This window comes from Rhizobium sp. BK376 (assembly GCF_004341625.1).
Classification (GTDB): domain Bacteria; phylum Pseudomonadota; class Alphaproteobacteria; order Rhizobiales; family Rhizobiaceae; genus Rhizobium.
This window is the reverse complement of sequence record NZ_SLZG01000002.1, coordinates 172,173-196,635: the sequence shown is the minus strand read 5'-3', so window position 1 is coordinate 196,635 and position 24,463 is coordinate 172,173. Positions and strand designations below refer to the sequence as shown.

Below are 24,463 nucleotides of genomic sequence, written 5' to 3'. Positions count from 1 at the left end.
TGTCGTTCGCGACGACCCAGCTTCCCCTAGCGCGAGACACCGCGGGAGTATGCACCTTTTCCGTGTTCACCGGTATAGAAATTTAAGATTAACTAATATACACCAACACGCCGAGGACAGTGAGCAGACCATTTAGCTGCGGGGCGGTGCGAACATGTTCGTACCATTGGCCTTCGCAGTGCGAACCTGTTCGTATCTTGATCCTTTTCCCTCTAATGCGCAGCCTTCGCCCGCGGACCTTTGTCGCCATCAGAGGGCAAGCGTCATGTCGGGACCAGACCTCCTCGTCGCTCGTTGGCCTCACCGCGAGCTATCCATACGCAGGCTGTTTAATAGGAACGTCGATTTTCGAACATTATCCGAGGATTACGAGGAAGCGCTTCGTGCAATGTGGCACTGGCAAGCCGTCGGCAGCGAGCCGAAGGCGGAGGAATACAGCAGCCTGGCGGTGGAGATCGAGGCCGAGATCGAACGCATGCTCGATCTCCCAGCGGGAGGGTCATAGTCGAGGCGGGGTAGGCCACGTTTAGGAGCGAAGAACAACGCTCTCCCGGCCTACGTTCTCCCTGCCAATGGGCGCAGTTCAATTTTTGCGCCCCGGATTACTTACGCATTTGCACATCTACGAGTGCGGCGGGCCCAGAAGCCCAGCCAAATCGGATCGAAGCAAATCGGATTGAAACGGGGACCCAAGAGGAGAATTCGATGAACATGAAACAGGGCATGCTAACGACTGCGCTGCTATGCGGCAGCGCGCTGATGTTCGGCGGGCATACGCCCGCACAGGCTCAGGAGCAAACGAAACCCAACATCCTCGTCATCATGGGCGACGATGTCGGCTGGTTCAACATTGGTGCCTATCATCGCGGCATCATGTCCGGGAAGACGCCGAACCTCGACAGGCTCGCGTCCCAGGGCATGATGTTCACCGACTATTATGCCGAAGCAAGCTGCACGGCCGGCCGCGCCAGCTTCATCACCGGCGAGATCCCGTTGCGAACCGGCTTGACGACAGTTGGCCAGGCCGGCGCCGATGTGGGCATGCCCGACAAGGCAGCGACGATAGCATCGGCACTCAAGGCCCAGGGTTATGATACGGGACAGTTCGGCAAGAACCATCTCGGCGACCTTAACAAGTACCTGCCGACGCTGCATGGCTTCGACGAGTTCTTCGGCTACCTCTATCACCTCGACGCCATGTCCGATCCCTACTGGTATTCGTTTCCGGACGACCAGTCCTATCGCGACAAGGTCGGCCCACGCGATCTGATCCACACCTTCGCGACCGATACCGACGATGCGACCGAGCAGCCGCGCTGGGGCCGGATCGGCAAGCAGAGGATAGTCGACGAGGGACCGCTCGCCCCCTATCCCGACATGAGCCACGTGCCGAACATGCACGACATCACGCCGAAGGCGAAATACGACATGACGACGTTCGACGAGGTGCTCGTCAAAGCGTCCTGCGACTTCATGGACAAGGCCAAGACGAACGGAAAGCCTTTCTTCGTCTGGCACAACACCACGCGCATGCACGTCTGGACGTTCCTGTCGCCGAAATATCAGGCCATGATGAACAGCCAGACGAACTACGGTCTCGAAGAGGCCGGAATGGCGCAACTCGACGATAGCGTCGGCGCCCTGCTGAGGTGCGTTGAGGACTCGGGCGACGCCAACAATACGATCATCGTCTTCACGACAGACAATGGTGCAGAGGTGTTCACCTGGCCGGATGGTGGCATGACGCCGTTTAAAGGCACCAAGGGCACGGTCATGGAAGGCGGCTTCCGCGCGCCGGCGATTATCCGCTGGCCGGGACACGTAAAGGCAGGCTCGGTCGAAAACGGCATCTTCTCGGCCCTCGACTGGTTCCCGACGCTCCTGGCGGCAGCCGGCAACTCTGACATCACCGACCAACTTCTGAAGGGCGTGAAGCTCGGAGACGAGACCTACAAGAACCACCTCGACGGTTACAACCAGATCGATCTGCTGCAGGGCAATGGACCGTCGAAGCGGCACGAATTCTTCTACTTCGGCGGCCCGCAGCTCGGTGCCGTTCGCATCGACGACTTCAAATTCCAGTTCTTCCAGCAGCCGCAAGGCTGGCCGGGCGGGAAGGTGACGACCGACATGCCCACCATGGTCAATATCCGGCAGGATCCCTTCGAGCGGACGCCATCGATCGGCGAGCAGAGCCTCAACGATCTGGGCGGCGGCTACATGAACGACTTCTACGCTCGAGAATTCTGGCGGTTCGTATCGGTGCAGGACTTCGTCAAGAAGCTGGCGCTGACGGCGATCGACTATCCGCCGATGCAGGATCCGGCATCCTTCAACCTGGATGCCGTGAAAAAGCAGATCGACGAAGCAATCAAGAAACAGCCGGGCAACTGAGAAAACATCATGACGGGCGGCGTTTTCGCGCCTCCCGTCTTCTTCCAAGCGGCTTCAGAAATGCGCATTCATCCGCCAGCGAAGGGTACCATGATGCCTGAATTCACAGAGATTTTAAGGCTCGTCCGCAGCGCCGCATTCGGCATCGTAGCCTCTCTTCTTTTTCTTGCCTCGGCGCAGGCGCAAAGCGATCCCCTGCCGTCGTGGAACGACACCGCGCCGAAAGCGACCATCGTCGCCTTCGTCGAAAAGGTGACCAAACAGGGCTCCCCCGAGTTCGTTCCCGAGCCGGAACGTATCGCCGTGTTCGACAATGACGGCACGTTGTGGGTCGAGCACCCGATGTATACGCAGCTGGCGTTCGTCCTGGATCGCATAAAGACACTTGCCCCGATGCATCCGGAGTGGAAGGACACGCAACCCTTCAAGGCAGCGATCGAGGGCGATATGAAGACGCTCGGCACATTGGGCGAAAAGGGTGTCGTTCAACTCGTCATGGCCACGCATGCGGGAATGACCACCACCAATTTCGAAAAAATCGTAACCGACTGGCTTGCTGCAGCGCGCGACCCGAAATTCAATCGCCCCTACACCAAGCTCGTCTATCAGCCGATGCTCGAGCTTCTTTCATATCTGCGCGCCAACGGCTTCAAGACGTTCATCGTCTCTGGCGGCGGCGTCGAGTTCATGCGGCCGTGGACGGAGCAGGTCTATGGCATTCCGCCGGAACAGGTGGTCGGCTCGTCGATCAAGACCCAGTTCAAGATGCAGGACGACACGCCGACCCTCTACCGCCTGCCTGAAGTCAACTTCGTCGACGACGGCGCGGGAAAGCCGGTCGGGATCAACGAGTATATCGGCCACCGGCCGATAGCAGCCTTCGGCAATTCCGACGGTGATCTCGAAATGCTGCAGTGGACGACGATGGGAGGTGCGCCTGCGCGCCTTGGCATGCTCATCCACCACACCGATGCGGACCGTGAATATGCCTACGACCGCGATACCGACTTCGGCCGCCTCGACAAGGCACTGAACGCGGCTCCGATAGCCAATTGGACCGTCGTCGACATGAAGGCCGACTGGAAACAGATCTTTCCTCCGAACTGACGATCGATGTGAACAACCACTCTGAAGGTTCCGCATGCATATCGAAGATCACAGGACACCGCCGCGCTCGACTTGAGGGCTAGAGCCGGTGGTTCATGTGTTGAACCCAGTACGAAAAAGGAGCTAAGTCATGCTCACCGGAAATCTGGTACGCGCCACCCTGGTGGCTGGAAGTTTCCTCGCGCCGGCGAGCATTGCGCTCGCGCAGGATGCTGGCACCCCGCCGCCGCATGTCCCGCTTCAAAAGAACATCGGCCAGGTCAAACCGACGGGACCGGTCCCATCGCTCTTCGTCGTCAACTCGGCGGGCGCGACGCTGCAAAATAACAAGCTGACCATGACAGGTGTCGCGGCGAACTCGATCGTATTCGCCGACCGGCCGGTGCGAGCCGCAGGTCATGTAACGACCGAACAGTTCATCATGCAGTGGGACAAGGACAAGGATAACTTCATCAAGGATCCGCCCAACGCCACCATCTCAGTGCTGGGCGGAGACGGCTCCAAGGTCGCCGACGCTGTCGTCGTGCTGAAGGAGCCCAAGCTCGAAGGTGGCAACCTGACATTCGATGTTTCGGTCCTGGAGGGGAGCCTTACCGGTTCAAACGGACCCGCGGCACTCTTCATCGATCGCGGCGGCGGATTCGGAGGGGGCGGCTTCGGCGGTGGCGGCGGTTTTGGCGGCGGCGGTCGCGACTTCGGTGGAGGAGACTTCGACCGCGCCGGTGGAGATTATGCGCGCGTCGGAGACACGGGCGTGTACCACAGCAACCGGACGGGAAATACATATGCATGGCATGGCGATAACTACTGGCACGCTCCCGTCTATCATGGTGCGTGGTATGCCGGCGCGCCTGTTGCGGCCGGCGTAGCCGCCGGAGTGGCCGTTGGAGCAGCCGCTTCACGTCCTTATTACGGGTACCCGCCGTACTACTATAACGGCTATCGGTGCGGCTACTATCCATATCCGCGGTGCTACTGACGACGGTTCGGATACCGCTCCGCCCCGCCGAACCACCTCGTCAGCGAGACCAGGACTTCGACGGCTACGGTTCAAGAAAGGTCAATGCGGCCTGGCCGCCCCAGAAGATGGAGATCAGCAATGCTTGCCAGAAATCTCTCCTGCCTTGCCTTTGCCGTAACCGTGCTTTGTTGCACCGTTATCGGGGCGTCTGCCCAGGAGGCGAATGTCAAACCTCATATACCCCTTCAGAAGACGATCGGACAGGTGACGCCGACCGGGCCGGTTCCGTCGCTGGCGGTCATCAATTCGGCAGGGGCAACCTTGGAGAATGGCAAGCTGACGCTGACTGGCGTATCGGCCAGTTCGATCGTGTTTGCCGACCGCCCGGTGCGGGCAGCCGGTCACGTCACGACCGAGCAGTTCATCATGCAGTGGGATGAAGGGAAGAACAATTTCGCCAGGAACCCGCCGAACGCCACGGTCTCCGTTCTCGGAGGAGATGGCTCGCAGGTCGCTGACGCAGTCGTAACACTGAGATCACCCAAACTCGATAACAATACGCTGACGTTCGATGTTTCCGTGCTTGAAGGAAGCCTTACTGGATTAAGCGGTCCGGCCGCCGTCTTTATCGACAACTTCGACAGCGGCTATGGTGGCGACAGCCGCGATTACGCCGCCGGAAACGACGGCAAAGGAAACTATTGGCATGCGCCCGTCTATCATGGCGCATGGTATCGGAGTTCCTTGCCCAGCATCGCGTCGGAAGCAGAATCCAGTACCGTCCCTCCGCCTTACTATAGCAACTATTATCACAACAACTGCGTCGATGAGCCGTTTGAGCTTTGTTACTGAGCCACACCCACTTCGTCCGGCAATCCCTGACAGCAATCGGCGCTTTCAACCAGGCGCCGTTATTCGCTGGCCTGCAGCCGCCCTCGGCGGTTCTTACGAAGGGCGGAAATCGACACTGTTGCAGACCTGCCCACCCATGGCGCTTTTTCGGATTCGTGAAGGCAGCTTTGCGCAATTGTATATAGTCAATTAACCAGCCTGCGCGTATAGAGACCACAATTCACACGGGCTATGCGCCGTCACCAGATTTGCGGTTCTGTCAACCGACCCCACCGCACCATCGAGAGCGAACCCGACAATGTCGGATCAAATGTATCCGGTCGCTGCCAGACAGCGGGCCGCACCTAATTTTCGTACGATAGCCCTTATCGTGGCAAGCGCCATGTTCATGGAACAACTCGACGCCACCGTGTTGGCGACGGCGCTGCCGACCATGGCACGGGATTTCGGTGTCGGCGCCCCCGAGATGAGCATCGCGCTCACCTCCTATCTGCTCAGCCTCGCCATCTTCATTCCCGCCAGCGGCAAGATCGCCGATCACTTCGGTTCCAGCACCGTATTCCGGACGGCCATCGGCGTCTTCATGCTCGGCTCGATCCTCTGCGCGCAGGCGCCAACCCTTCTCTTCCTGGTTATCGCCCGGCTGTTGCAAGGTCTGGGCGGGGCAATGATGATCCCTGTCGGCCGCCTCGTTCTCTTGCGCAGCGTGGCCCGGAAGGACCTGGTTTCGGCCATGTCCTGGCTTCTTGTTCCCGCGCTGATCGGCCCGATCCTCGGCCCTCCGATCGGCGGCATGTTCGTGACCTATCTCGACTGGCGCTGGATCTTCTACATCAACCTGCCGATCGGCCTTCTCGGCTTTGTCCTCGTCAGCATTTTCATCGAGGACGTGAAAGGCAAGGCGGACGGCCCGTTCGACCTTCTGGGCTTCATTCTGTCCGGCCTTTCGCTCGGCTCCCTGCTTTTCGGTTTCGAGCTTTCGAGCCATGAGGGCCAGGGATCGCTGTCGATATTCCTGATCGCGATCGGCCTGCTCTTCGGCATCGCCTACCTGCGCCACGCGCGCAAGCACCCTGCCCCGATCATGGACTTCTCGCTGATGAAGTTCACGAACTTTCGTGCCTCCGTCATCGCCGGCTCCCTGACACGCATCAGCCAGGGTGCGCAGCCCTTTCTCATTCCGCTGATGCTGCAATTGGGCTTCGGTCTTTCGGCTGCGTCGGCCGGTCGCGTGGTGATCGCCACCGCGCTCGGCTCGATGACGATGAAGGCGGTGCAGTCCTATATCCTGCGCAAGCTCGGCTTCCGCACCAGCCTGATCATCTTCGGATTGATTGGTACGCTCGGCTACGGCCTTTGCGCGATCTTCCGCCCGGACTGGCCGATGGCGCTGATCTTCGTGATCCTCTACCTCTGCGGCTTCTTCATGTCGTTCCAGTTCACGGCCTACAACACGATCGCCTACGACGAGATCGACAGGGACCGCATGAGCTCGGCCACGAGTTTCTACACGACCTTCCAGCAGTTGATGCTCTCGCTCGGCATCTGTGTCGCAGCGCTTGCCTTGCACGGCTCCATGGCTATTCGCGGCGCTGAAAATGCCGATCTCAACGATTTCTCCGTCGCCTTTATCGTCGTGACCCTGATCGCGCTCACCGCCACGATCTGGAACGTCGGCTTCTCGCGCACCGCCGGCGCTGAAATGAGCGGTCACCGCAGGAAGTCCGACGCCGCCAGCGACCACTAGACCCGACGCCGCAAACATGGTGGCGCTCCTTCGCCGCGGTGGCGATCGGGCAACAGCGGGTGGATTGCGCCTCACCGAATTGAATTCGCAACGGTTTCTGTCTTAGATGCGCTTCATGCATACGCAGGAGAGCACGATGACGTCAGGTATCCATCACATCACGCTGATCACCCGCAAGGTTCAGGCAAATGTCGATTTCTACGTCGGCTTCCTGGGCCTGAGACTCGTCAAGCGCACCGGCGGCTTCGAAGACACCGCCCAGCTCCATCTCTTCTATGGCGATGCTGTCGGTTCTCCCGGCTCGCTGATTACCTTCCTCGTGTGGGAAGACGGCTCCTCCGGGCGATCAGGCATCGGCCAGATCGGCGAGGTTTCGTTGGCGATCGATCCCGGCAGCATCGGCTTCTGGCTCACGCGCGCCCTACGCTTCGGCCTGAAGCCGGAAGGACCGAGCGAGGAATTCGGCGAGCCCGTGCTGCGGCTGAAGGATCCCGACGGCATAATCCTGAAGCTCGTCGGCACCAGCAAGCTGCAGTCGAGCGCACCCTGGGCGAGCGACGGCATCCCGCCGGAAGATGCCATCCGCCGCATCCGCGGCGCCACGCTCTTCACCGAAACGCCGGCGGAAACCCAAGGCTTCGTCGAGCGCTATTTCGGCTATCGCCACGAGGCGACTTCAGGGACGATCAGCCGCCTTGCTTCGCCATCCGGCGATATCGTCGACGTCAGGGACGCGAACGGCTTCTGGGCGAGCGCGCCAGGTACCGGCACCGCCGACCACATCGCCTTCCGTGCCGAAAGCGACGAGCAGATATTGTCGGTTCGAAGCGATCTGCAGGGCGCCAATTCCTGGCCGACCAGCATGCATGACCGAAAATATTTCCGCTCTCTCTATGTCCGCGAGCCCGGCCGCATCCTATTCGAGCTGGCGACCGACGCGCCCGGCATGCTGGTCGACGAGAATGAGGCAACGCTCGGCACGCACCTTTTCGTCCCGGGCGAAACGCCGGAAAGCCGCGCCGAACAGACCGTGCTGCTGCCGCAATTCTCGCTGCCCGGCGAGCCGCGGGTGATCTACCGCGAACTGGATTTCGTCCATCGCTTCTTCACGCCTGACGAACCGAACGGACGCACGCTGATCCTGCTGCACGGTTCGGGCGGCAACGAGACGACGGTCATGGCTTTTGCCCACAAGCTCGATCCGCAGGCCATCCTGCTCGGCGCCCGCGGCCGGGCGTCGGAGGAAGGCCTGCCACGCTGGTTCCGCCGCTTCTCCAACTTCGTCTTCGACCAGCCCGACGTCATCGCCGAGGCGCAAGCCTTCGCGGCCTTCGTCGAGGAGGCGATCCGCATCTACGATATCGACCCCGATCGCCTCACTTTCATCGGCTATTCCAACGGCGCCAACCTCATCAACGCCATCCTTTCCCTGCACCCCCACCTGATCCGCCGCGCGGTCCTCTTGCGTTCGCAGCCGGCACTGGAAAACCCGCCAGCATCAGACATGTCCGACGCCGAGGTGCTGGTCATCGCCGGCAGCGAGGACGAGTTCAACCAGCGCACTCCGGCGCTGGTCGAGCAACTCGGCAACGGCGGCGCCAGGCTGCAGCTGGAGACCATCAAGCAGCACCATGGGATCGGCGACGAGGATATCGAGCTTATCCGGGCATGGTTGGAGCGGATCGGCGCCTAGGCGCCGTAGGACACGCCGGTCAGTTCTTCGCTAAGCGCCCAGAGCCGCTCCGCATCATTGGGATCGATCGCCCAGGGTGAGACGCCATAGAGCTCCTTGGAATCTGCGGGCAGAGCCGGCGACACGTCGCAATCCTCACAATAGAGGCCGCCCATGCCGTCAAGCTGCGGGCTGGTCGCGCACCAGATCGTGGTCGCCGCTCCCTGCTCCACCGTCTTCATCCGATCGAGAAGGAACGGCGTCAGATTGCCCTCGGCATCGCGGAAACCGATGGCCTGCATGTCCTCGAGCGAAACGTACCGCGTCAGTTCCGTCATGATGACACCAGGATGGACTGAGAACGCACGAACGCCGCGATCCTGCCCGCGCTTGTCGAGGCCGACGGCAAAAAGCGCATTCGCCGTCTTGGCCTGCCCGTAAGCCTTCCAGGCATCATAGGCGCGGCGCTGGTAGTTGGGATCGTCGAAATCGACGCCCGCAAAGCGGTGTCCGCCTGACGAAAGCGCGATGACGCGGGCCTTGCCCGATTTCAGCAGGCTCGGCCAGAGCCGCCCGGCCAGCTGGAAATGTCCAAGATGATTGGTCGCGAACTGCCGTTCGTACCCTCTGGCATCATGAGAGAGCGGCGTCGCCATGACGCCGGCGTTGTTGATCAGCAGATCGACCGAACGACCCGACGCGACGAAGTCGCGAGCAAAAGCGTCGATCGAGGCCGGATCGGCCAGATCGAGCGAGCCGATCTCGATGCGCGGCATGCCATCGAGCGCGGCGCGGGCCTTTTCGACGTCGCGCGCGGGTATGACGACCGTCGCGCCTGCCTTGACGAGCACGCGAACAGTCTCGAGCCCGAGCCCTGCATAACCACCGGTGACAATGGCGAGCTTGCCGGAAAGATCGGTCGCGCCGAGCGCTTCCTCGGCGGTTGTCTTGGGGCCGAAGCCCGATGGAATGGGGTGTTGAAGCATTTGCATGATAGCCTCTTGCGAATGATGCGAAACGGATTTCGTCTCGCCATGCCTAGACCTATCGCGTCAGCCATGGGATGATCCATGCTGCAAAGTCCAATCCAGATGCGCGATCGTCCTAAATGCTACTCCCGGATCCTCTCTCCGATCTTCTGTCGGTACTTTCTGCCCGGACCCTGCTTTCGGCAGCCATTCACGCCAAGGCAGACTGGTCGGTGCGCTTCATTTCGGAAGGCGTGAAGTTCAATGCGGTATTGAACGGTTCCTGCTGCCTGATCTCCGAAAGCCTGCCGGAGCCTGTCCATCTTGAAGCTGGAGATTGCTATCTCCTCGTCAATTGCGGAGCCTATATCCTCTGCAGCGATCCGGACCTCACGCCGGTCAAGGCGAGTTCAGTCTTTCGTGAGGACTACACGGCCTCGCTCAATCCCGATGCGCCGGGCGAGACGACCTTCATCGTCGGCGGCCGCATCGTCTTCGACGAGACGGATGCAAGCCTGCTTCTTGACGAGCTTCCGCCGATCCTGCTCATCAGCGGCAAGACGCAGGAGGCTTCGGGCATCCGCTGGATGCTGTCGCGCCTGCGCGACGAGTGGCATGACAGCCGAGCGGGCGGCTCCGTCGCGGCCGACCATCTGGCGCAGCTCCTGATGGTCGAGATTCTCCGCGCCTGGCAGCGCTCTGCCGAGGCACCGGCTGCAAGCTGGCTGCGCGCCATCGGCGACCGCCGCGTCGGCGCGGCAATTCGGTTGATGCATGCCGATCCGGCGCGGCAATGGCGGCTGGAGGAACTGGCGGCCTCGATCGGCATGTCGCGCTCGAATTTCGCTCTGCGCTTCCGCGAGCTAGCCGGCCTGTCACCCCTCGACTATCTCGTGAAATGGCGCATGCGTCTGGGAGCCAAGGCCCTGCGCACAAGTCCTGCGCCGGTCTCCGCCATCGCCTATACGCTCGGCTACCAATCCGAAAGTGCCTTCAGCAATGCCTTCAAGCGGGTGACGGGCATCTCGCCGCAGCACTATCGCCGAATGCGCAGTGAAAGTTTCCAGCCCGCCGATAAACGAGACATGCCCCGCAACGGCCCTGAGCCGGCGGGACATCCCTCCTCCGGAAACCAGCCCGGATTCTAGCCGCGGAACGTATAGGCCTCGATCGATTCCGGCTTCATTTCGATCGAGAAGCCAGGAAGGGTCGGCGGCATATAGGCCGCGTCCTTGATGACGCAGGGGTCGATGAAATGCTCATGCAGGTGATCGACATATTCGATCACGCGACCGTCTTTCGTGCCCGATACAGCGACATAGTCGATCATCGACAGATGCTGCACATATTCGCAAAGCCCGACGCCACCGGCATGCGGCCAGACCGGCAGGCCGTATTTTGCGGCGACCAGCAGCACGGCCAGCACCTCGTTCAGCCCGCCCATGCGGCAGCTGTCGATCTGCACGATGTCGATCGCACCTTCCGCGATGAACTGCTTGAACATGATCCGGTTCTGGCACATCTCGCCGGTCGCGACCTTCACCTGCCCAATCGCTTGGCGGATCTTACGATGGCCAGCGACATCGTCGGGGCTCGTCGGCTCCTCGATGAAAAAGGGCTTGGCAAAGGCAAGCTTGTTCACCCATTCGATCGCCTGGCCGACTTCCCAGACCTGGTTGGCATCGATCATCAGGTAGCGATCGGGACCGATCACTTCGCGGGCGATCGTCAGGCGGCGGATGTCGTCTTCCAGATCGCGGCCGACCTTCATCTTCACATGGTTGAAGCCGGCATCGATTGCTTCCTGGCAGAGACGGCGCAGCTTGGCGTCATCATAGCCGAGCCAGCCGGCCGAGGTCGTGTAGCAGGCATAGCCATCGGCTTCGAGCGTGGCGATGCGTTCCGCCTTGCCAGCCTCCGCCTTCTTCAGGATCCCCACGGCCTCGTCACGCGTCAGCACGTCAGTCAGATAGCGATAGTCCACGATGTCGGCGATGCGCTCGGCATCCATTTCAGCGACCAGCCGCCAGACAGGCTTGCCGGCTTCCTTGGCGAGCAGATCCCAGACGGCATTGACGACGGCGCCGGTTGCCAGATGCATCGCGCCCTTTTCCGGGCCGATCCAGCGCAGTTGGCTGTCGCTCGTCAGGTGGCGCCAATATTTGCCGGGGTTTTCGAGAACGGTAGAAAGCTCCGTGCCGATGACCAGATGCGACATCGCCTTGATCGCCATGCAGCAGATGTCGTTGCCGCGGCCGATCGTAAACGTCAGGCCATGGCCCGAGAGCCCAGGCTTGTCGGTATCGAGAATGACGTAGGCGGCCGAATAATCCGGATCGGGGTTCATCGCGTCCGATCCGTCGAGGCTCTGCGACGTCGGGAAACGCAGATCGAAAACGCGAAGGTTGGTGATGCGTGTCATGAGGGTCTCCCTATTCCGGTCCAAATTATTCCAATCCAAACTCACGGCGGATCTTATCATTGTGCTCGCCGACGACAGGCGCCGCCCGCTCCACCTTTGGTCTTACGCCATCGACGCGAACCGGAGAGCGGGTGGTGAGGATGGAAACGCCATCGTCGCGCGTGACAGTCTGCAGCATGTCCAGCGCATTGAAACCGTCGCTCGCAAGCATCTCCTGCCAGTTTAGCACCTTGGCACACCAGATATCAGCCGGTTCGAGGATCGCCAGCCATTCGTCGATTGTCCCGGTCGCAAGCTTGGCCGCGATCAACCGCTTGATCTCGTCGCGGGCGGTGAACGCCTTGGAAGGATCGTCGCGATAGGGCGCAAGTTCCGGCATCGAAAGCAGATCGGCAAGCTTGGCAATCGGCGTCATCGCGATCGCAAGGTACCCGTCCTTGGCCGGATAGACGCCATAAGGCGCAGAAAGATAGGCATGGGCGCTGCGGAAGGAAGAGCGCACCGGCAGCTTGCGGCCGCTGTTCAGATGTGTCGTCAGCACCTCGACCTGGAAATCCACCAGCGCTTCCAACAGGCTCGTCTCGACCAGACCGCCCTTGCCCGTCACCCCACGCCGAACAAGCGCCGCGAGAATGCCCTGCGCCGTCGCCGCACCCGCCAGCATATCGGCGACCGCCAGGCCGAAAGGCACCGGTCCCTGCTCGTCGTCACCGTTAAGCCACATCACGCCCGAGCGCGATTGCGCCAAAAGGTCCTGTCCCGGCCGCTTCACCCAGGGTCCTTCGTCGCCATAGCCGCTGATCGAGGCATAGACCAGCCGCGGATTGATCTCCTTGACGGCCTCGTAGTGAAGACCGAGCCGCTCGATCACGCCCGGCCGAAAATTCTGGATCAGCACATCGGCCTTCGAGATGAGCTGTCGCAAAGCCCGCATATCGTCTTCGTTCTTGAGGTCGACCGCGAAGCTTTCCTTGGAGCGGTTGATCGCGTGAAAGATCGTCGAATCATTGCCGATTTCGGAATCGTTGAGATAGAGCCGCCGGGACAGATCGCCGCCGTCGGGGCGCTCCACCTTGATGACGCGAGCGCCGAGATCCATCAGCCGCAGCGAGCAGTAAGGCCCTGACAGAAACTGGCTCATGTCGATGACGACGAGACCGCTCAGCGGCAATTCATTTTCCGGCGTCATGGCGACTAGCCTCCCTCAAAAAAGCAGAGACATCGGCATTCGGAAGGCAGTTCCGCCCTGTAACCAAGCCGGGACTCTCTGCCCCTAATTTTCTTATGTGAAGATTATTTTCACATATGAGTTATTTTGACAAGCCTGTTGAAACAGCCGGACGCGAAAAAGCCGCCGGCAAATTGCCGACGGCTTGATCAAAAAATCCTGCTATTTCTTACTTGCCCGAAAGCTCTGCCGGCTCGGAATTCGAGGCGCTTGCGGCAATAGCGCCGCCATTGGCAAAGAGACGTTTACGGACGAGAACGCCCATCACTCGGGCCGCAGTGGAGAAAGTCATCTGGTCGAGCGGACCTTCGCCTTCCCAGGGTTTGGTCAATCGTTCGGTCACGGCGCCGACGATGACATTGGGCACGATATCGGTGCAATCGCGCATGGATTCAAAGACGGCACTGATCGGGAGGATCTTGCCCTCAAACGTCACGATCGGCTCTGTCAGTTCTGTATCCCATTCCTCGAACGCATAGAGCGCCTCGCGAAACAGCTCTTGAAGGGTAATTGGGGCATGGCCCTGGTGAAGGGGTGGCAGTACATTCGTCATGGCTGTCTCCTCTCAGATTAGAAGCCTTTAGTCCTCCTATGGCGCCGGGTACAACACGAGACAAACAACCACCGTCTCACCGGCTTTTAACACTAGAGAGTCTATAGGCTTATGATTTTTTGGGAAGTCCTTTTCTGAATTTTCCTGAATAGTGTATTATTTTCAAATATTTAAAGTTTCAATCACAGACCATTTCGCCCTGTTACGCATAGCGATTGAATGAAATTTCCGGACCAGCGAAGCAATTTCGACAATCGCCGACGACTCAATTATCCACAATATCTATAGAATATTAGTTCTGAATTTCAGCAGTTTCAAAAAGAGTTTTTCCTGTCCTTCGAATACAACGAATGATCCTGCGTCGCGCCAGCCACAACCGTCTGAAATGATCAAAGCGTCAGACAACACCAAACCTATCCGTGCGAAACAGGAAACATCCATGACGAAAACGTCCAACCCGCGCCTTGCCACGCTCAACCTCACGCGCCGCGCCGGCCTTGCCGCCTTCGCCGCCTCCGCTCTCGTCCTTCTCGGCGTCAGCGCCTCAGCCCCGGCACTCGCCGCCGACAAGACAATCAAGGTTGGAATCATGAGCGGCGAGGACGAAGACGTCTGGCGCGCGGTAACGACTGAGGCCGCCAAGAAGGGTTTGACGATCGAAACCGTCGTTTTCAACGACTACACCCAGCCGAACGAAGCCCTGGAGCGCGGCGAAGTCGATGCCAACGCCTTTCAGCATCAGCCCTATCTCGACAACCAGATCAAGACGCACGGCTACCATATCGTCCGCGTCGGCTACACCGGCGTCTGGCCGATCGGCCTTTACACCAGGAAGTACAAGTCCGTCGCCGAACTGCCGAAAGGTGCTGTGATCGGCCTGCCCAACGATCCGTCCAACGAAGGCCGTGCGCTCCGCGTGCTTCAGAATGAAGGCGTCATCAAGCTCAAGGATGGCACCGGCATTCTGGCCACGACCGCCGACATCGTCGAAAACCCGAAGAATGTCGAGATCAAGGAGCTCGATGCCGGCATCGTCGGCCGTTCGGTCGATGATCTCGACGCTGCGGTCGTCAACACGGACTGGGCGCTGAAGAGCGGCCTTTCGGACAAGGACCGTATCGCGCAGGAACCGGTCGCCGACAATCCCTACCGCAATTTCATCGCCGTCAAGCAGGGCAACGAAAACCAGGATTGGGTGAAGACGCTGGTCGCCTCCTACCAGAACGACGCGGTCAAGGCGGTGTTCGACAAGGTTTACAAGGGCACGGGCATCAGCGCCTACTAAGCATCGGTTCGCGCGCTGGGGGGCAGCGCAGGGCATCGGGGCGGCCTGGGCATCGGATGCCTGGGCCGCCTTCGGTGTTGGGCGCGATACTTCGATAGCTGGATACCCTGGCGCCAGAAAGGACAGACATGAATTCCATCGTCACCGCCTCCGCAATTAAGGGAAATTCCTCCCCCGGCGAGCGCCAGAAGGACGACATCGTCCGCCTCATCGATGTTCGCCGCCGCTTCGGCAGGACCGCGGCACTTGACGGCATCACCTTCAGCGCCCGGCGCGGAGAGATCGTCGGCATCATCGGTCGAAGCGGTGCCGGCAAGTCTACGTTGATCCGCTGCCTGAACGGGCTGGAGCGGGCCGATTCCGGTGAGATCCACATCGAGGGACGCAACATTGCGGGCCTAGCGGAGCGCGACCTGCAGCCGCTCCGCCGTCGCATCGGCATGATCTTCCAGCATTTCAACCTGCTCTCGGCAAAGACGGTCGAGGAAAACGTCGCCCTGCCGCTGAAGATCGAAGGTGTTGCGAAAGCCGAACGTCTTAAACGAGCGCATGAACTGCTCGATCTCGTCGGTCTCTCGGATAAGGCCAAGGCCTATCCGGCAGAACTTTCCGGCGGTCAGAAGCAGCGCGTCGGCATTGCCCGCGCGCTTGCGGCCCGCCCCGCGCTGCTGCTATCCGACGAAGCCACCTCGGCGCTCGATCCGGAGACGACGCGTTCGATCCTGACGCTCCTTAGGGATATCAACCGCAAGCTTGGCCTCACTATCCTCCTGATCACCCACGAGATGGAAGTGGTGCGCGGCATCGCCGATCGCGTCGCCGTCATCGACGCCGGGCGTATCGTCGAGGAAGGCCCGGTCTGGTCCGTCTTCGCCAGCCCGCAGACGCCGATCACGGCAAGCCTGCTGAGCGGCATCCGCCCGCAGCTTCCGGAGCATATCGTCGCCCGCCTTTCGCGGACTGGCGGCACCGAAGCGATCCTCAGCGTCGATCTCGCCGGCCCGGATGCACAAGGGGCAGTCTTCTCCGACCTTTCGGCCGCCCTGCCGCATTCCTTCCGCCTCGTCCACGGCGGCATCGACCATATTCAGAACCAGCCGGTCGCCCGCTTTTTCATCGCCGTCCCCGCACGCGATGCAGCACTTGCCGGCCGCGTACAACAATTTCTTGAAGCCCGGTCCGCCCGGGTGGAGGTGCTGGGCTATGACACCGATCATGCTTGAAATGCTGCTTCGATCCCTTTGGGAAACGATCCTGATGACCGGTGCATCCGGCCTGATCTCACTGGTCGCCGGCCTGCCGCTCGGCCTCGCGCTCGTCGTCACGGCACGGGGCGGCATTGCCGAGCACCTCTGGATCAATCGCGTCCTCGGCGCCGTCATCAACGGCTTCCGTTCCGTGCCTTTCATCATCCTGCTTGTCGCGCTGATACCGTTGACCCGCCTGATCGTCGGCACCGCGATCGGCACATGGGCAGCCATCGTCCCGCTCGCGATCGCGGCGACGCCCTATTATGCCCGCATCGCAGAAGTCTCGCTGCGCGAAGTCGATCGCGGCCTGATCGACGCCGTGCGCGCTATGGGCGGCAATCGCTGGACGATCATTCGCGAGGTGCTGGTGCCCGAAGCCCTGCCCGGCATTGTCGCGGGCTTCACCGTGACGCTGGTGACCCTGATCGGCGCCTCGGCCATGGCCGGCGCGATCGGCGCCGGCGGCCTTGGCGATCTTGCCATCCGCTATGGCTACCAGCGCTTCGAGACCAATGTCATGATTGCGGTCGTCATCGTCCTGATCATTCTGGTCTGCGGCATGCAATGGCTCGGCGACCGTCTGGTCGCCCGCCTCGATCATCGGGCCTGATCCGGCGCTCTATCCCCGCCGATGAACGGCTGCCGGATGCGATGACGGCAGCCGGCCATTATCCCTGCCGAAGATCTTCTGGCGCATCGGACCTTCGCTATAGTCGGCCTTGAACAGGCCGCGTTCCTGTAGGACGGGAATGACGAGATCGACGAAATCGCGCAGGCTTTCCTGCGCCACCGTACGGGCAAGATTGAAGCCGTCGATACCGCTTTCCTCCACCCAGGCCTGAAGATAATCCGCAACCTGTTCGGCAGAGCCGACGATGGGCTTCATGCGGCTGCCGAGCACCATCTGGTCGATGATCTGGCGCGGCGTCATCGGCGGTTTGCCGGCCTTGCCGGTGACATTGGCAAGCGCCGCCTGCTGCGCATTGCTCGCCTGATCGACGATCGGCTCGTCCATGCCGAACTTGGAGAGGTCGACGCCGATGGAGCTGGAATAATGGGCCAGCGACGCCTCGACGCTGGCATGGCGACGATAGTCCTCGAGCTTGTCCTGCGCTTCCTTTTCCGTGCGCCCAACCACCGCCGTGACGAGGCTGAGGACGCGCAAATCGTCCGCCCTGCGCCCGAAATCAACCGCACGCCCACGCAGCGCCTCTACCGTCGAGCGCGCCGCCTGCGCTGAAGGTCCGGCAATGAAGACGCATTCGGCATGGCGGGCAGCAAAATCCTGGCCCCGCGCCGAAGCGCCGGCCTGGAAGAGCAGCGGCGTGCGCTGCGGCGAAGGCTCGCTCAGATGGATGCCTTCCATGCGGTAATGTTTGCCCTCGTGCTTTACGGCGCGCACCTTGGAGGGATCGGCAAAGACGCCGCCCGTCTTGTCGCGGAGCACGGCATCGTCGTCCCAGCTTCCCTCCCAGAGCTTGTAGAGCACCTCCAGGTATTCTTCCGCGGCATCGTAGCGGGCGTCATGATCCGGCTGGCGGTCAAAGCCCATGCTGCGCGCGGCGCTGTCGAGATAGCCAGTGACGATGTTCCAGCCGATTCGTCCCTTCGTCAGGTGATCGAGCGTCGACATGCGCCGGGCGAAGAGGAAGGGGGCTTCGTAGCTGGTATTGACGGTGACGCCGAAGCCGAGATGCTTCGTTGCATAGGCCATGGCCGAGATCGGAATGATCGGATCATTGACCGGTATCTGCGCGGCCGTCTGGATGACCGTATCCGGGCTGCCCTTGTAGACATCGTAGACGCCGACGATATCGGCGAGAAAGATGCCGTCCAGCTTGCCGCGCTCGGCAGTCCGGGCGAAGTCGACCCAATAGTCCAGATCCGTATAGTTGAGCGACATGTCGCGCGGATGCGTCCACAGGCCATGATTGATGTGGCCGATACAATTCATGTCAAAGGCATAGATCTGCATTGGGTCCAGTCGCTCTTTCGCCGGTGAGGTGGAGCGACATTTCTTCCCGCTGTCCTCCCTTCGTCAAGTGCTTTCGACTTCTGCACCCTGAGGCTTAGGAGCAAGCCTCATGGCGAAGCTGCAAAGAGCTTCTGTTCGGCCTCGATAGTCGCGACGGCCGCCTTTGCGGCATCGCGCAGCCAGTCGCCGTCCCGCTGGCGAAGGTCGCTGAGGATCGCGTGGGTCTGGGCAGCATCGCCAACATGACAATTGGCGATCTCGAAGCCCATCAGATCAAGCATCTGCGAAGACAACAGCGTGGAAGGATCGTTCTTCACTTCGATCTTGCGGCTATTCGGCGAGAGCCGGCGAACAAGGACCGTGCCGATCAGCTTGTATTCCGGATCCGGCGAGCGGGCCGCACCGTCTGCGATCACGGCCGCATGGATCGCAGTATCGCGCGGGTCGTGACGGAGCGACCATGCCGACTGCAGCAGGGATTTCGACTCGCGAAGCAAGGGTCCTCCTCGCCATTCCACCTGCACCACGAAGCGCGGACGGCCGAGACTTCCGGTTCCCGCCGTCCGCGGCATCGCGACGATCGCGGTAGCCGGCTCCGGCAAGGACGAGCGAAGTGCCTGCAGATGCGGCGGCGGCACGGGTCTCGCGTCCGGCTTCAGTTCCTCGAATTTCTGCCAGAAATCCTCGCGCTCGGAATTCGGCAGCAGGACGGTATTGCGCAGCCATTTATGATCGCGCTCGAGGATGATCGGCGATGGAGCGGCAAGGCCGCGCCGATAACCGCCAAGGATGCTGTCGCAGATATCGTGGGAGGAAGGAATGTCCCCCTCCCGCGCCAGTATTGCGCTGGCCGCCAGGCGCACGAGATCCAGCGCATAGGGCATGACCGCCGCATCGTCGAAATCATTGGCGCCCCAGACAAGGCGTCCCTCCGCGTCGCGCCATGTTCCGAAGTTTTCGAGATGCGTATCGCCGATCGCAAGAAGCTTGGGCGCCGAGGCAAGTTGCGGACAGATATCGAGGATCGTTTCGCTCCACCGCCAATAGGTGGCGCGCAGGAAGGCAAAACTGCTGTCCCGCATCCTGGCGTGTTTTTTCTGCAGATCGGCTTCAACCAGATCGTTGCCGAGTTGCGCCCGCAACCATGCCTCGTAATTATGCGTCGATTGTACGATCGTCAGCATCCGTTTGGCCCTTGGAGGTTAGACCCGTCCTGCAATACGAACTTATAATCGCAAAAAGCATTCCTATATACGCATGGAACAATCTTTCTGCCCAAGGACAGGAAACAATGCTTCGCACCGTTCCGCGTATCGCCCAGATCGCAGCCATCGCCGCACTGACGCTCGCCTCCGTAGTCGCGACTTTCGACAGCGCCGAGGCACGCAGGGCCGGAGGCTTTGGCGGCGGCTTCGGCAGCCGTGGGGCGCGCACCTTCCAGGCGCCGCCGGTCACCAATACCGCTCCGACGCAGGCAGCCCCGATCAATCGCTCGATGACGCAGCAACCCAGCGTCGCCACCCAGTCTCCGCTCGGCGCGCAGCCGAGGCCTGGCTTCTTCAATGGTGGCTTCGGCCGATCCATGATTGGCGGCCTGATCGCCGGCGGCTTGCTCGGCATGCTGATCGGTCATGGCTTCGGCGGCGGTTTCGGCTTCCTCGGCATGCTGCTGCAGATCGTGCTGCTTGTCTGGGCCGCATCCTTCGTCTTTCGCCTGTTCGCAAACCGCCAGGGCTCGGCTTCATCGGCCTCCGGGGGCGGCCAGAGCTACAATATGAGCCGGCCGCAGCCTTCGCAGCGGCCCTCCTTCGGCATTCCCGCGATCGGTGGCGGCGCAGCCGCGAACACGCAGCCGCGCAACGCCCGCGCGAATGACGAAATCGGCCTGAGCCAGCGCGACCTGGATCGCTTCGAACAATTGCTGACGGAAATCCAGACCGCCTATGGCATGGAGGATTACGGCCGGCTGCGCACGTTGACGACGCCGGAGGCCATGTCCTATCTCGCCGAAGAACTCGGGGAAAACGCAACCCGCGGCGTCCGCAACAGCGTCTCGAACGTTCACCTGCTGCAGGGTGACATCGCCGAGGCTTGGCGTGAGACCAGCGGCGAGTACGCCACCCTTGCCATGCGCTATTCCAGCATCGACGCGATGGTGGACCGCAACACGGGCCGCCTCGTCGATGGCGACGACCATAACGCGTCCGAGACGACTGAAATCTGGACCTTCGTCCGCCGCCCCGGCTCCGACTGGAAGCTTTCCGCCATCCAGAGCGCCGATCGTCACGCAGCATGAGTTTCAGAGGCTTGAGGTCCGGTCGAGTTGACCTCTGCCCGGACATTTCTTGAAGCTTGAAACGTCCGCGTAAAACGTGGGGCGTTTCGAACCGAATCTGCGTGAAAGCTCCTTGACAACGGCCACGTGCCCGGATTTTAATCAAGCTCGCAGATTAGGCATGCGCCGGCTGCAATCACATGACTTCGATAGTCGCCGGGCAGTTTCGCCTCATGACGCCCCATCGCTCGATGGGATCCGCGTCGTGAGGTTTTTCGTTTTAGAGCAGCTGATGAATGACGCGCTGAAGATCGGCATCCTTTATTCCACCACCGGGCCTTACGGCTCGATGGGCCGTGATGCGCGCGACGGCGCCCTGTTCGCCATCGAGGAGCTGACGGCGGCCGGAAAGCGCATCGAACCCGTCTTCATCGATCCGCACGCCAACATTCCCGCCTATCTCGAAGCCGCCAAGCACATGCTACGCAACGCCGGTTGCCGCCATATCGTCGGCACGATCACCTCGGCCGCGCGCAAGGAAGTCATCCCGCTCGTCGAAAAGCACGACGGCCTTCTGTGGTACATGTGCCCCTACGAGGGCTTCGAGGCCAACGAGAACGTCATCTATGTCGGCGGATGCCCGAACCAGCATCTTCTGCCGCTCTTCGACCATCTCCTTCCCGGCTACGGCAAGCGTCCCTATCTCATCGGCGCCAACTATGTCTGGGGCTGGGAGATGAACCGGCTGGCCCGCGAACTCATCACCAATGCCGGCGGCGAAGTGCTGGGCGAACGCTATTTGCCCCTGGAAGAGACATCGGTCGAGCGCATCGTCGCGGATATCGAACAGCGCCGTCCGAGCTTCATCCTGAACAATCTGATTGGACCGTCGAGCTATGCCTTCCTGGAGGCGATCAAGGCGCTCGGCGAGCGCGACCAAGCCTTTTCGGCGGAAAACTGCCCCGTCGTCAGCTGCGACCTGATGGAATGCGAGCTCGACGACATCAAGGCCGGAGCCGCTACTGGCCAGCTCTGCGCGGCTTCCTATTTCGATAGCGTCGATTCCGCGGAAAACCTTGCCTTCAAGGCACGGGTGGAAGCGCAATATGGTCCCGATCGCCGCGTTTCCAGCATATTTGCCAGCGCCTATACCGCCGTGAAGCTCTGCGCCGAGGCGATCCTTGCCGCCGGCAGCGACGAGCCGCAGGCCGTCCGCCGCGAACTCTACGCGTCATCCTGGCCGAGCCTCTTCGGCCCGCTTGCCATCGACGCGGAAACCAATCACGCTGCGCTGCCGTTCCATCTCGGTCGGATAAATGCCGAGAACGGCTTCGACGTCATCGCCTCGCGGCCGGCACTGGCAGCAGACCCCTACCTGACCGGCAAACGTGGGCGTACTGCACCGAAATTGCGGGTGGTTTCATGAGAGAGACACCGAACTTCGCGGGCTGGAACGCGATCATCCTCCACCGCGAGGACAGCAATACCGAACGCCTAATCCGCCAGCTCAAGCTGCTGGGCCTGCGCCCATCCGTGCAATGGAAGCCGATCGAGGCGGCCGCACTTCCCGACATGGTCATCGTCGATGCCGACCAGGGCTGGGACGATCTCCTGCCCTGGCGCGGCACGAACCCGCCGATCCCCGTCGTCGCCCTTCTCGGCTCCGAAGCGCCGGGCCGCATCGCCTGGGCGCTGGAACAGGGCGCAAGCGCCATCGTCGCCAAGCCCGTTGCCGCCTCTGCCGTCTATCCGGCACTCGTCATGGCGCTCTCGATCCACGAGGAACGGAAGGCCGCCACGGAAAAATTGCAATATCTGGAAGAGCGTATCCGCCTGCGGCCCCTGGTCTATGCCGCCGTCCAGAAGATCATGGAGCAGCACAAGGTGGATGAAGAGCGTGCCTACAGCATCCTGCGCCAATGCGCGATGCGTCGTCGCCTGCCGATGGAGCAACTATCGGCCTTTATTCTTGGCGGGGCAGAGCCCCTGCCGGAGGCAGGCTGATGCGCGTCCTGAAATCCATGTTGCGCCAGCCGGCGGCGGTCTTCGGCCTGATCGTCGTCATCCTCGTCGTCGCAATGGCAATCGCCGCACCACTGATCGCCCCTTTCAGCCCCGATGAGCAGATCGCCGACGGCCTCTCGCTCGAAGGCGCGCCGCTGCCGCCCGGCCATGAATTCCTGCTCGGCACCGACACGCTAGGCCGCGATCTCTTTTCGCGCCTGCTGTTCGGCGCCCGCACTTCGCTCGTCATCGGCCTCGTCGCCAACGGTGTCGCCGTCGCAATCGGCCTCTTCATCGGCATCCTTGCCGGCTATATCAGAGGCTTTGTCGGCAATCTGCTGATGCGCTTCACAGACCTGATGATGGCCTTCCCCGCCCTGCTGCTAGCCATCGTGCTGGCTGCCCTGCTGAAGCCGAGTCTCTGGATCGTCGCGCTGGTCATCGCGCTGGTGAACTGGGTGCAGGTGGCGCGCATCGTCTATACCGAGACCCGTGGCCTCGTGGAGCGTGACTTTATCATGGCCGAGCGCTCGCTCGGGGCCGGCCATTTCCGCATTCTCTTCAAGCACATCCTGCCGCATTTGATGCCGACGGCGATCGTCTGGGGCACGCTCGGCATCGCAACGACCGTGCTGCTCGAAGCGACCCTTTCCTTCCTCGGCATCGGCGTGCAGCCGCCGGATGCTTCCTGGGGCAATATCATCTTCGACAACCAGACCTATTTCCAGGATGCGCCCTGGCTCGTCTTCATCCCCGGCGCCGTCATTCTCCTGACCGCCCTCTCCTTCAATCTGGTCGGCGATGCGCTCCGCGATATCCTTGATCCGACCCAGCGCGGGAGGGGCTGATGATAGCAGTCATCCTTCGCCGCCTCGTGCAATCGGTGCTGATCCTGCTCGGGGTCGCCGCGATCACCTTCCTGCTGCTCTATGCGCTTCCCGCCGACCCAGCCGTATTGATCGCCGGCCGCAGCGCCACGCCGCAGATGGTAGCCAGCATCCGCCATGAACTCGGCCTCGACCAGCCGCTGCTCATGCAGTTCCTGCACTATCTCATCAATCTCGTGCATGGAGATCTCGGCCGCTCCTACACCCAGCGAACCGCGGTCCTGCCGCTGATCCTTGCCCGCCTGCCGGCAACGCTGATCCTGATGGCTGCAGGTATCGTCGTCGAAGTCGTGCTCGGCCTGACCTTCGGCATCATCGCCGCCATCAGGCGCGGCGGGCTTGTCGACCGCACGGTCATGATGCTCTCTTTTGTCGGCGTTTCCTCGCCGCAATTCGTCGTCGCGTTGCTGTTGCTCTACGTCTTTGCCGCCACCCTCGGCTGGTTTCCGATGTCGGGCTTCGGCACGCCGGCCCATGTGGTGCTGCCGGCAACCACCCTCGGCGTCCTTGGCGCCGGCTGGTATGCCCGCATGGTCCGCTCTGCAATGATCGATGTCCTGAACCACGACTATGTCCGCACGGCCCGCGCCAAGGGCCTCTCAGGTCGCCGCATCATCTTTCGCCATGTCCTGCCCAACGCGATCCTGCCGATCATCGCCATGATCGGCATCGATATCGGCCAGTTCATGAGCGGCGTGGTGGTGGTCGAAGCCGTCTACGGCTGGCCCGGCATCGGCCAGCTTGCCTGGCAGGCGATCCAGCAGGTCGACATCCCGATCATCATGGGCGTGACCCTGATCTCCGCCCTCGCCATCGTCCTCGGCAACTTAGCTGCCGATGTCATTGCCCCGTTCATCGACCCGCGCATCCGCGCGCAATAACC

21 protein-coding genes are annotated in these 24,463 nt (G+C 61.4%); 15 read left to right on the top strand and 6 right to left on the bottom strand.

The window, feature by feature from the left end:
• The first annotated feature begins 759 nt into the window (after positions 1-759).
• The 6 genes from EV561_RS05480 (at position 760) to EV561_RS05455 (ending at position 8,754) form a co-directional block, all read left to right on the top strand.
• Positions 760-2,394: an arylsulfatase gene (locus EV561_RS05480; protein ID WP_245512622.1), complete on the top strand. Its 1,635-nt coding sequence runs from the start codon at positions 760-762 to the stop codon at positions 2,392-2,394.
• A 93-nt stretch (positions 2,395-2,487) separates the two neighbouring features.
• Positions 2,488-3,501, top strand: a complete 1,014-nt coding sequence (locus EV561_RS05475; RefSeq protein ID WP_132518453.1) for an HAD family hydrolase — start codon at positions 2,488-2,490, stop codon at positions 3,499-3,501.
• 130 nt (positions 3,502-3,631) lie between these two features.
• Positions 3,632-4,480, top strand: coding sequence for a hypothetical protein (locus EV561_RS05470; RefSeq protein WP_132518451.1), 849 nt, complete (start codon positions 3,632-3,634; stop codon positions 4,478-4,480).
• Between the two features lie 120 nt (positions 4,481-4,600).
• Positions 4,601-5,314 carry a hypothetical protein gene (locus EV561_RS05465; protein WP_245512592.1) on the top strand — a complete coding sequence of 238 codons (714 nt, stop codon included), beginning with the start codon at positions 4,601-4,603 and terminating at the stop codon, positions 5,312-5,314.
• 298 nt (positions 5,315-5,612) lie between these two features.
• Positions 5,613-7,061, top strand: a complete 1,449-nt coding sequence (locus tag EV561_RS05460) for an MFS transporter (RefSeq protein WP_132518449.1) — start codon at positions 5,613-5,615, stop codon at positions 7,059-7,061.
• 136 nt (positions 7,062-7,197) lie between these two features.
• Positions 7,198-8,754, top strand: coding sequence for a VOC family protein (locus EV561_RS05455; RefSeq protein WP_132518447.1), 1,557 nt, complete (start codon positions 7,198-7,200; stop codon positions 8,752-8,754).
• On the opposite strand, the gene EV561_RS05450 is transcribed toward EV561_RS05455, so the two are convergent.
• Positions 8,751-9,725, bottom strand: a complete 975-nt coding sequence (locus EV561_RS05450) for an oxidoreductase (RefSeq protein ID WP_132518445.1) — start codon at positions 9,723-9,725, stop codon at positions 8,751-8,753. The two genes, EV561_RS05455 and EV561_RS05450, sit on opposite strands and share 4 nt — an antisense overlap.
• Before the next feature lie 116 nt (positions 9,726-9,841).
• On the opposite strand from EV561_RS05450, the gene EV561_RS05445 reads away from it, so the two are divergent.
• Entirely contained in the window at positions 9,842-10,849 is a 1,008-nt protein-coding gene (locus EV561_RS05445; protein WP_132518443.1) for an AraC family transcriptional regulator, read from the top strand.
• Here the strand turns inward: EV561_RS05445 and EV561_RS05440 are convergent.
• The 3 genes from EV561_RS05440 to EV561_RS05430 form a co-directional block, all read right to left on the bottom strand.
• Positions 10,846-12,123 carry an L-fuconate dehydratase gene (locus EV561_RS05440; RefSeq protein ID WP_132518441.1) on the bottom strand — a complete coding sequence of 426 codons (1,278 nt, stop codon included), beginning with the start codon at positions 12,121-12,123 and terminating at the stop codon, positions 10,846-10,848. The genes EV561_RS05445 and EV561_RS05440 overlap by 4 nt on opposite strands.
• Positions 12,124-12,148: 25 nt before the next feature.
• Entirely contained in the window at positions 12,149-13,312 is a 1,164-nt protein-coding gene (locus tag EV561_RS05435) for a CaiB/BaiF CoA-transferase family protein (protein ID WP_132518439.1), read from the bottom strand.
• A gap of 208 nt (positions 13,313-13,520) precedes the next feature.
• Entirely contained in the window at positions 13,521-13,904 is a 384-nt protein-coding gene (locus EV561_RS05430; protein ID WP_132518437.1) for a hypothetical protein, read from the bottom strand.
• 439 nt (positions 13,905-14,343) lie between these two features.
• Between EV561_RS05430 and EV561_RS05425 the strand changes: the two genes are divergently transcribed.
• The 3 genes from EV561_RS05425 (at position 14,344) to EV561_RS05415 (ending at position 17,049) form a co-directional block, all read left to right on the top strand.
• Positions 14,344-15,189 (top strand): MetQ/NlpA family lipoprotein, encoded by an 846-nt coding sequence (locus EV561_RS05425; RefSeq protein WP_132518435.1) that lies wholly within the window; start codon positions 14,344-14,346, stop codon positions 15,187-15,189.
• Between the two features lie 128 nt (positions 15,190-15,317).
• Complete coding sequence (locus EV561_RS05420) at positions 15,318-16,412, top strand: methionine ABC transporter ATP-binding protein (protein WP_132518433.1); 1,095 nt, start codon at positions 15,318-15,320, stop codon at positions 16,410-16,412.
• A complete protein-coding gene (locus EV561_RS05415; RefSeq protein ID WP_132518431.1) occupies positions 16,393-17,049 on the top strand; it encodes a methionine ABC transporter permease in 657 nt (218 codons plus the stop codon). The genes EV561_RS05420 and EV561_RS05415 overlap by 20 nt, the downstream gene beginning before the upstream one ends.
• Before the next feature lie 9 nt (positions 17,050-17,058).
• On the opposite strand, the gene EV561_RS05410 is transcribed toward EV561_RS05415, so the two are convergent.
• Both EV561_RS05410 and EV561_RS05405 read right to left on the bottom strand, forming a co-directional pair.
• A complete protein-coding gene (locus EV561_RS05410; protein WP_132518429.1) occupies positions 17,059-18,423 on the bottom strand; it encodes an LLM class flavin-dependent oxidoreductase in 1,365 nt (454 codons plus the stop codon).
• A gap of 98 nt (positions 18,424-18,521) precedes the next feature.
• Positions 18,522-19,598 (bottom strand): DUF2252 family protein, encoded by a 1,077-nt coding sequence (locus EV561_RS05405; protein WP_132518427.1) that lies wholly within the window; start codon positions 19,596-19,598, stop codon positions 18,522-18,524.
• Positions 19,599-19,705: 107 nt separating this feature from the next.
• Between EV561_RS05405 and EV561_RS05400 the strand changes: the two genes are divergently transcribed.
• From EV561_RS05400 to EV561_RS05380, 5 genes are all read left to right on the top strand, one after another.
• A complete protein-coding gene (locus EV561_RS05400; RefSeq protein ID WP_132518425.1) occupies positions 19,706-20,710 on the top strand; it encodes a Tim44 domain-containing protein in 1,005 nt (334 codons plus the stop codon).
• 271 nt (positions 20,711-20,981) lie between these two features.
• On the top strand, positions 20,982-22,115 hold the full coding sequence (locus tag EV561_RS05395; RefSeq protein WP_132518424.1) for a transporter substrate-binding domain-containing protein: 1,134 nt from the start codon (positions 20,982-20,984) through the stop codon (positions 22,113-22,115).
• Positions 22,112-22,693 carry an ANTAR domain-containing protein gene (locus EV561_RS05390; RefSeq protein WP_132518422.1) on the top strand — a complete coding sequence of 194 codons (582 nt, stop codon included), beginning with the start codon at positions 22,112-22,114 and terminating at the stop codon, positions 22,691-22,693. The genes EV561_RS05395 and EV561_RS05390 overlap by 4 nt, the downstream gene beginning before the upstream one ends.
• On the top strand, positions 22,693-23,541 hold the full coding sequence (locus EV561_RS05385; protein ID WP_132518420.1) for an ABC transporter permease: 849 nt from the start codon (positions 22,693-22,695) through the stop codon (positions 23,539-23,541). Before EV561_RS05390 ends, EV561_RS05385 begins: the two co-directional genes overlap by 1 nt.
• Positions 23,541-24,461: an ABC transporter permease gene (locus EV561_RS05380; RefSeq protein WP_132518418.1), complete on the top strand. Its 921-nt coding sequence runs from the start codon at positions 23,541-23,543 to the stop codon at positions 24,459-24,461. Before EV561_RS05385 ends, EV561_RS05380 begins: the two co-directional genes overlap by 1 nt.
• Positions 24,462-24,463 lie beyond the last annotated feature (2 nt).

Coding starts and splice junctions, on each gene's coding strand:
- EV561_RS05480 (WP_245512622.1), top strand. CDS start 760: ATGTTCGGCGGGCATACGCCCGCACAGGCTCAGGAGCAAACGAAACCC.
- EV561_RS05475 (WP_132518453.1), top strand. CDS start 2,488: ATGCCTGAATTCACAGAGATTTTAAGGCTCGTCCGCAGCGCCGCATTC.
- EV561_RS05470 (WP_132518451.1), top strand. CDS start 3,632: ATGCTCACCGGAAATCTGGTACGCGCCACCCTGGTGGCTGGAAGTTTC.
- EV561_RS05465 (WP_245512592.1), top strand. CDS start 4,601: ATGCTTGCCAGAAATCTCTCCTGCCTTGCCTTTGCCGTAACCGTGCTT.
- EV561_RS05460 (WP_132518449.1), top strand. CDS start 5,613: ATGTCGGATCAAATGTATCCGGTCGCTGCCAGACAGCGGGCCGCACCT.
- EV561_RS05455 (WP_132518447.1), top strand. CDS start 7,198: ATGACGTCAGGTATCCATCACATCACGCTGATCACCCGCAAGGTTCAG.
- EV561_RS05450 (WP_132518445.1), bottom strand. CDS start 9,725: ATGCAAATGCTTCAACACCCCATTCCATCGGGCTTCGGCCCCAAGACA.
- EV561_RS05445 (WP_132518443.1), top strand. CDS start 9,842: ATGCTACTCCCGGATCCTCTCTCCGATCTTCTGTCGGTACTTTCTGCC.
- EV561_RS05440 (WP_132518441.1), bottom strand. CDS start 12,123: ATGACACGCATCACCAACCTTCGCGTTTTCGATCTGCGTTTCCCGACG.
- EV561_RS05435 (WP_132518439.1), bottom strand. CDS start 13,312: ATGACGCCGGAAAATGAATTGCCGCTGAGCGGTCTCGTCGTCATCGAC.
- EV561_RS05430 (WP_132518437.1), bottom strand. CDS start 13,904: ATGACGAATGTACTGCCACCCCTTCACCAGGGCCATGCCCCAATTACC.
- EV561_RS05425 (WP_132518435.1), top strand. CDS start 14,344: ATGACGAAAACGTCCAACCCGCGCCTTGCCACGCTCAACCTCACGCGC.
- EV561_RS05420 (WP_132518433.1), top strand. CDS start 15,318: ATGAATTCCATCGTCACCGCCTCCGCAATTAAGGGAAATTCCTCCCCC.
- EV561_RS05415 (WP_132518431.1), top strand. CDS start 16,393: ATGACACCGATCATGCTTGAAATGCTGCTTCGATCCCTTTGGGAAACG.
- EV561_RS05405 (WP_132518427.1), bottom strand. CDS start 19,598: ATGCTGACGATCGTACAATCGACGCATAATTACGAGGCATGGTTGCGG.
- EV561_RS05400 (WP_132518425.1), top strand. CDS start 19,706: ATGCTTCGCACCGTTCCGCGTATCGCCCAGATCGCAGCCATCGCCGCA.
- EV561_RS05395 (WP_132518424.1), top strand. CDS start 20,982: ATGAATGACGCGCTGAAGATCGGCATCCTTTATTCCACCACCGGGCCT.
- EV561_RS05390 (WP_132518422.1), top strand. CDS start 22,112: ATGAGAGAGACACCGAACTTCGCGGGCTGGAACGCGATCATCCTCCAC.
- EV561_RS05385 (WP_132518420.1), top strand. CDS start 22,693: ATGCGCGTCCTGAAATCCATGTTGCGCCAGCCGGCGGCGGTCTTCGGC.
- EV561_RS05380 (WP_132518418.1), top strand. CDS start 23,541: ATGATAGCAGTCATCCTTCGCCGCCTCGTGCAATCGGTGCTGATCCTG.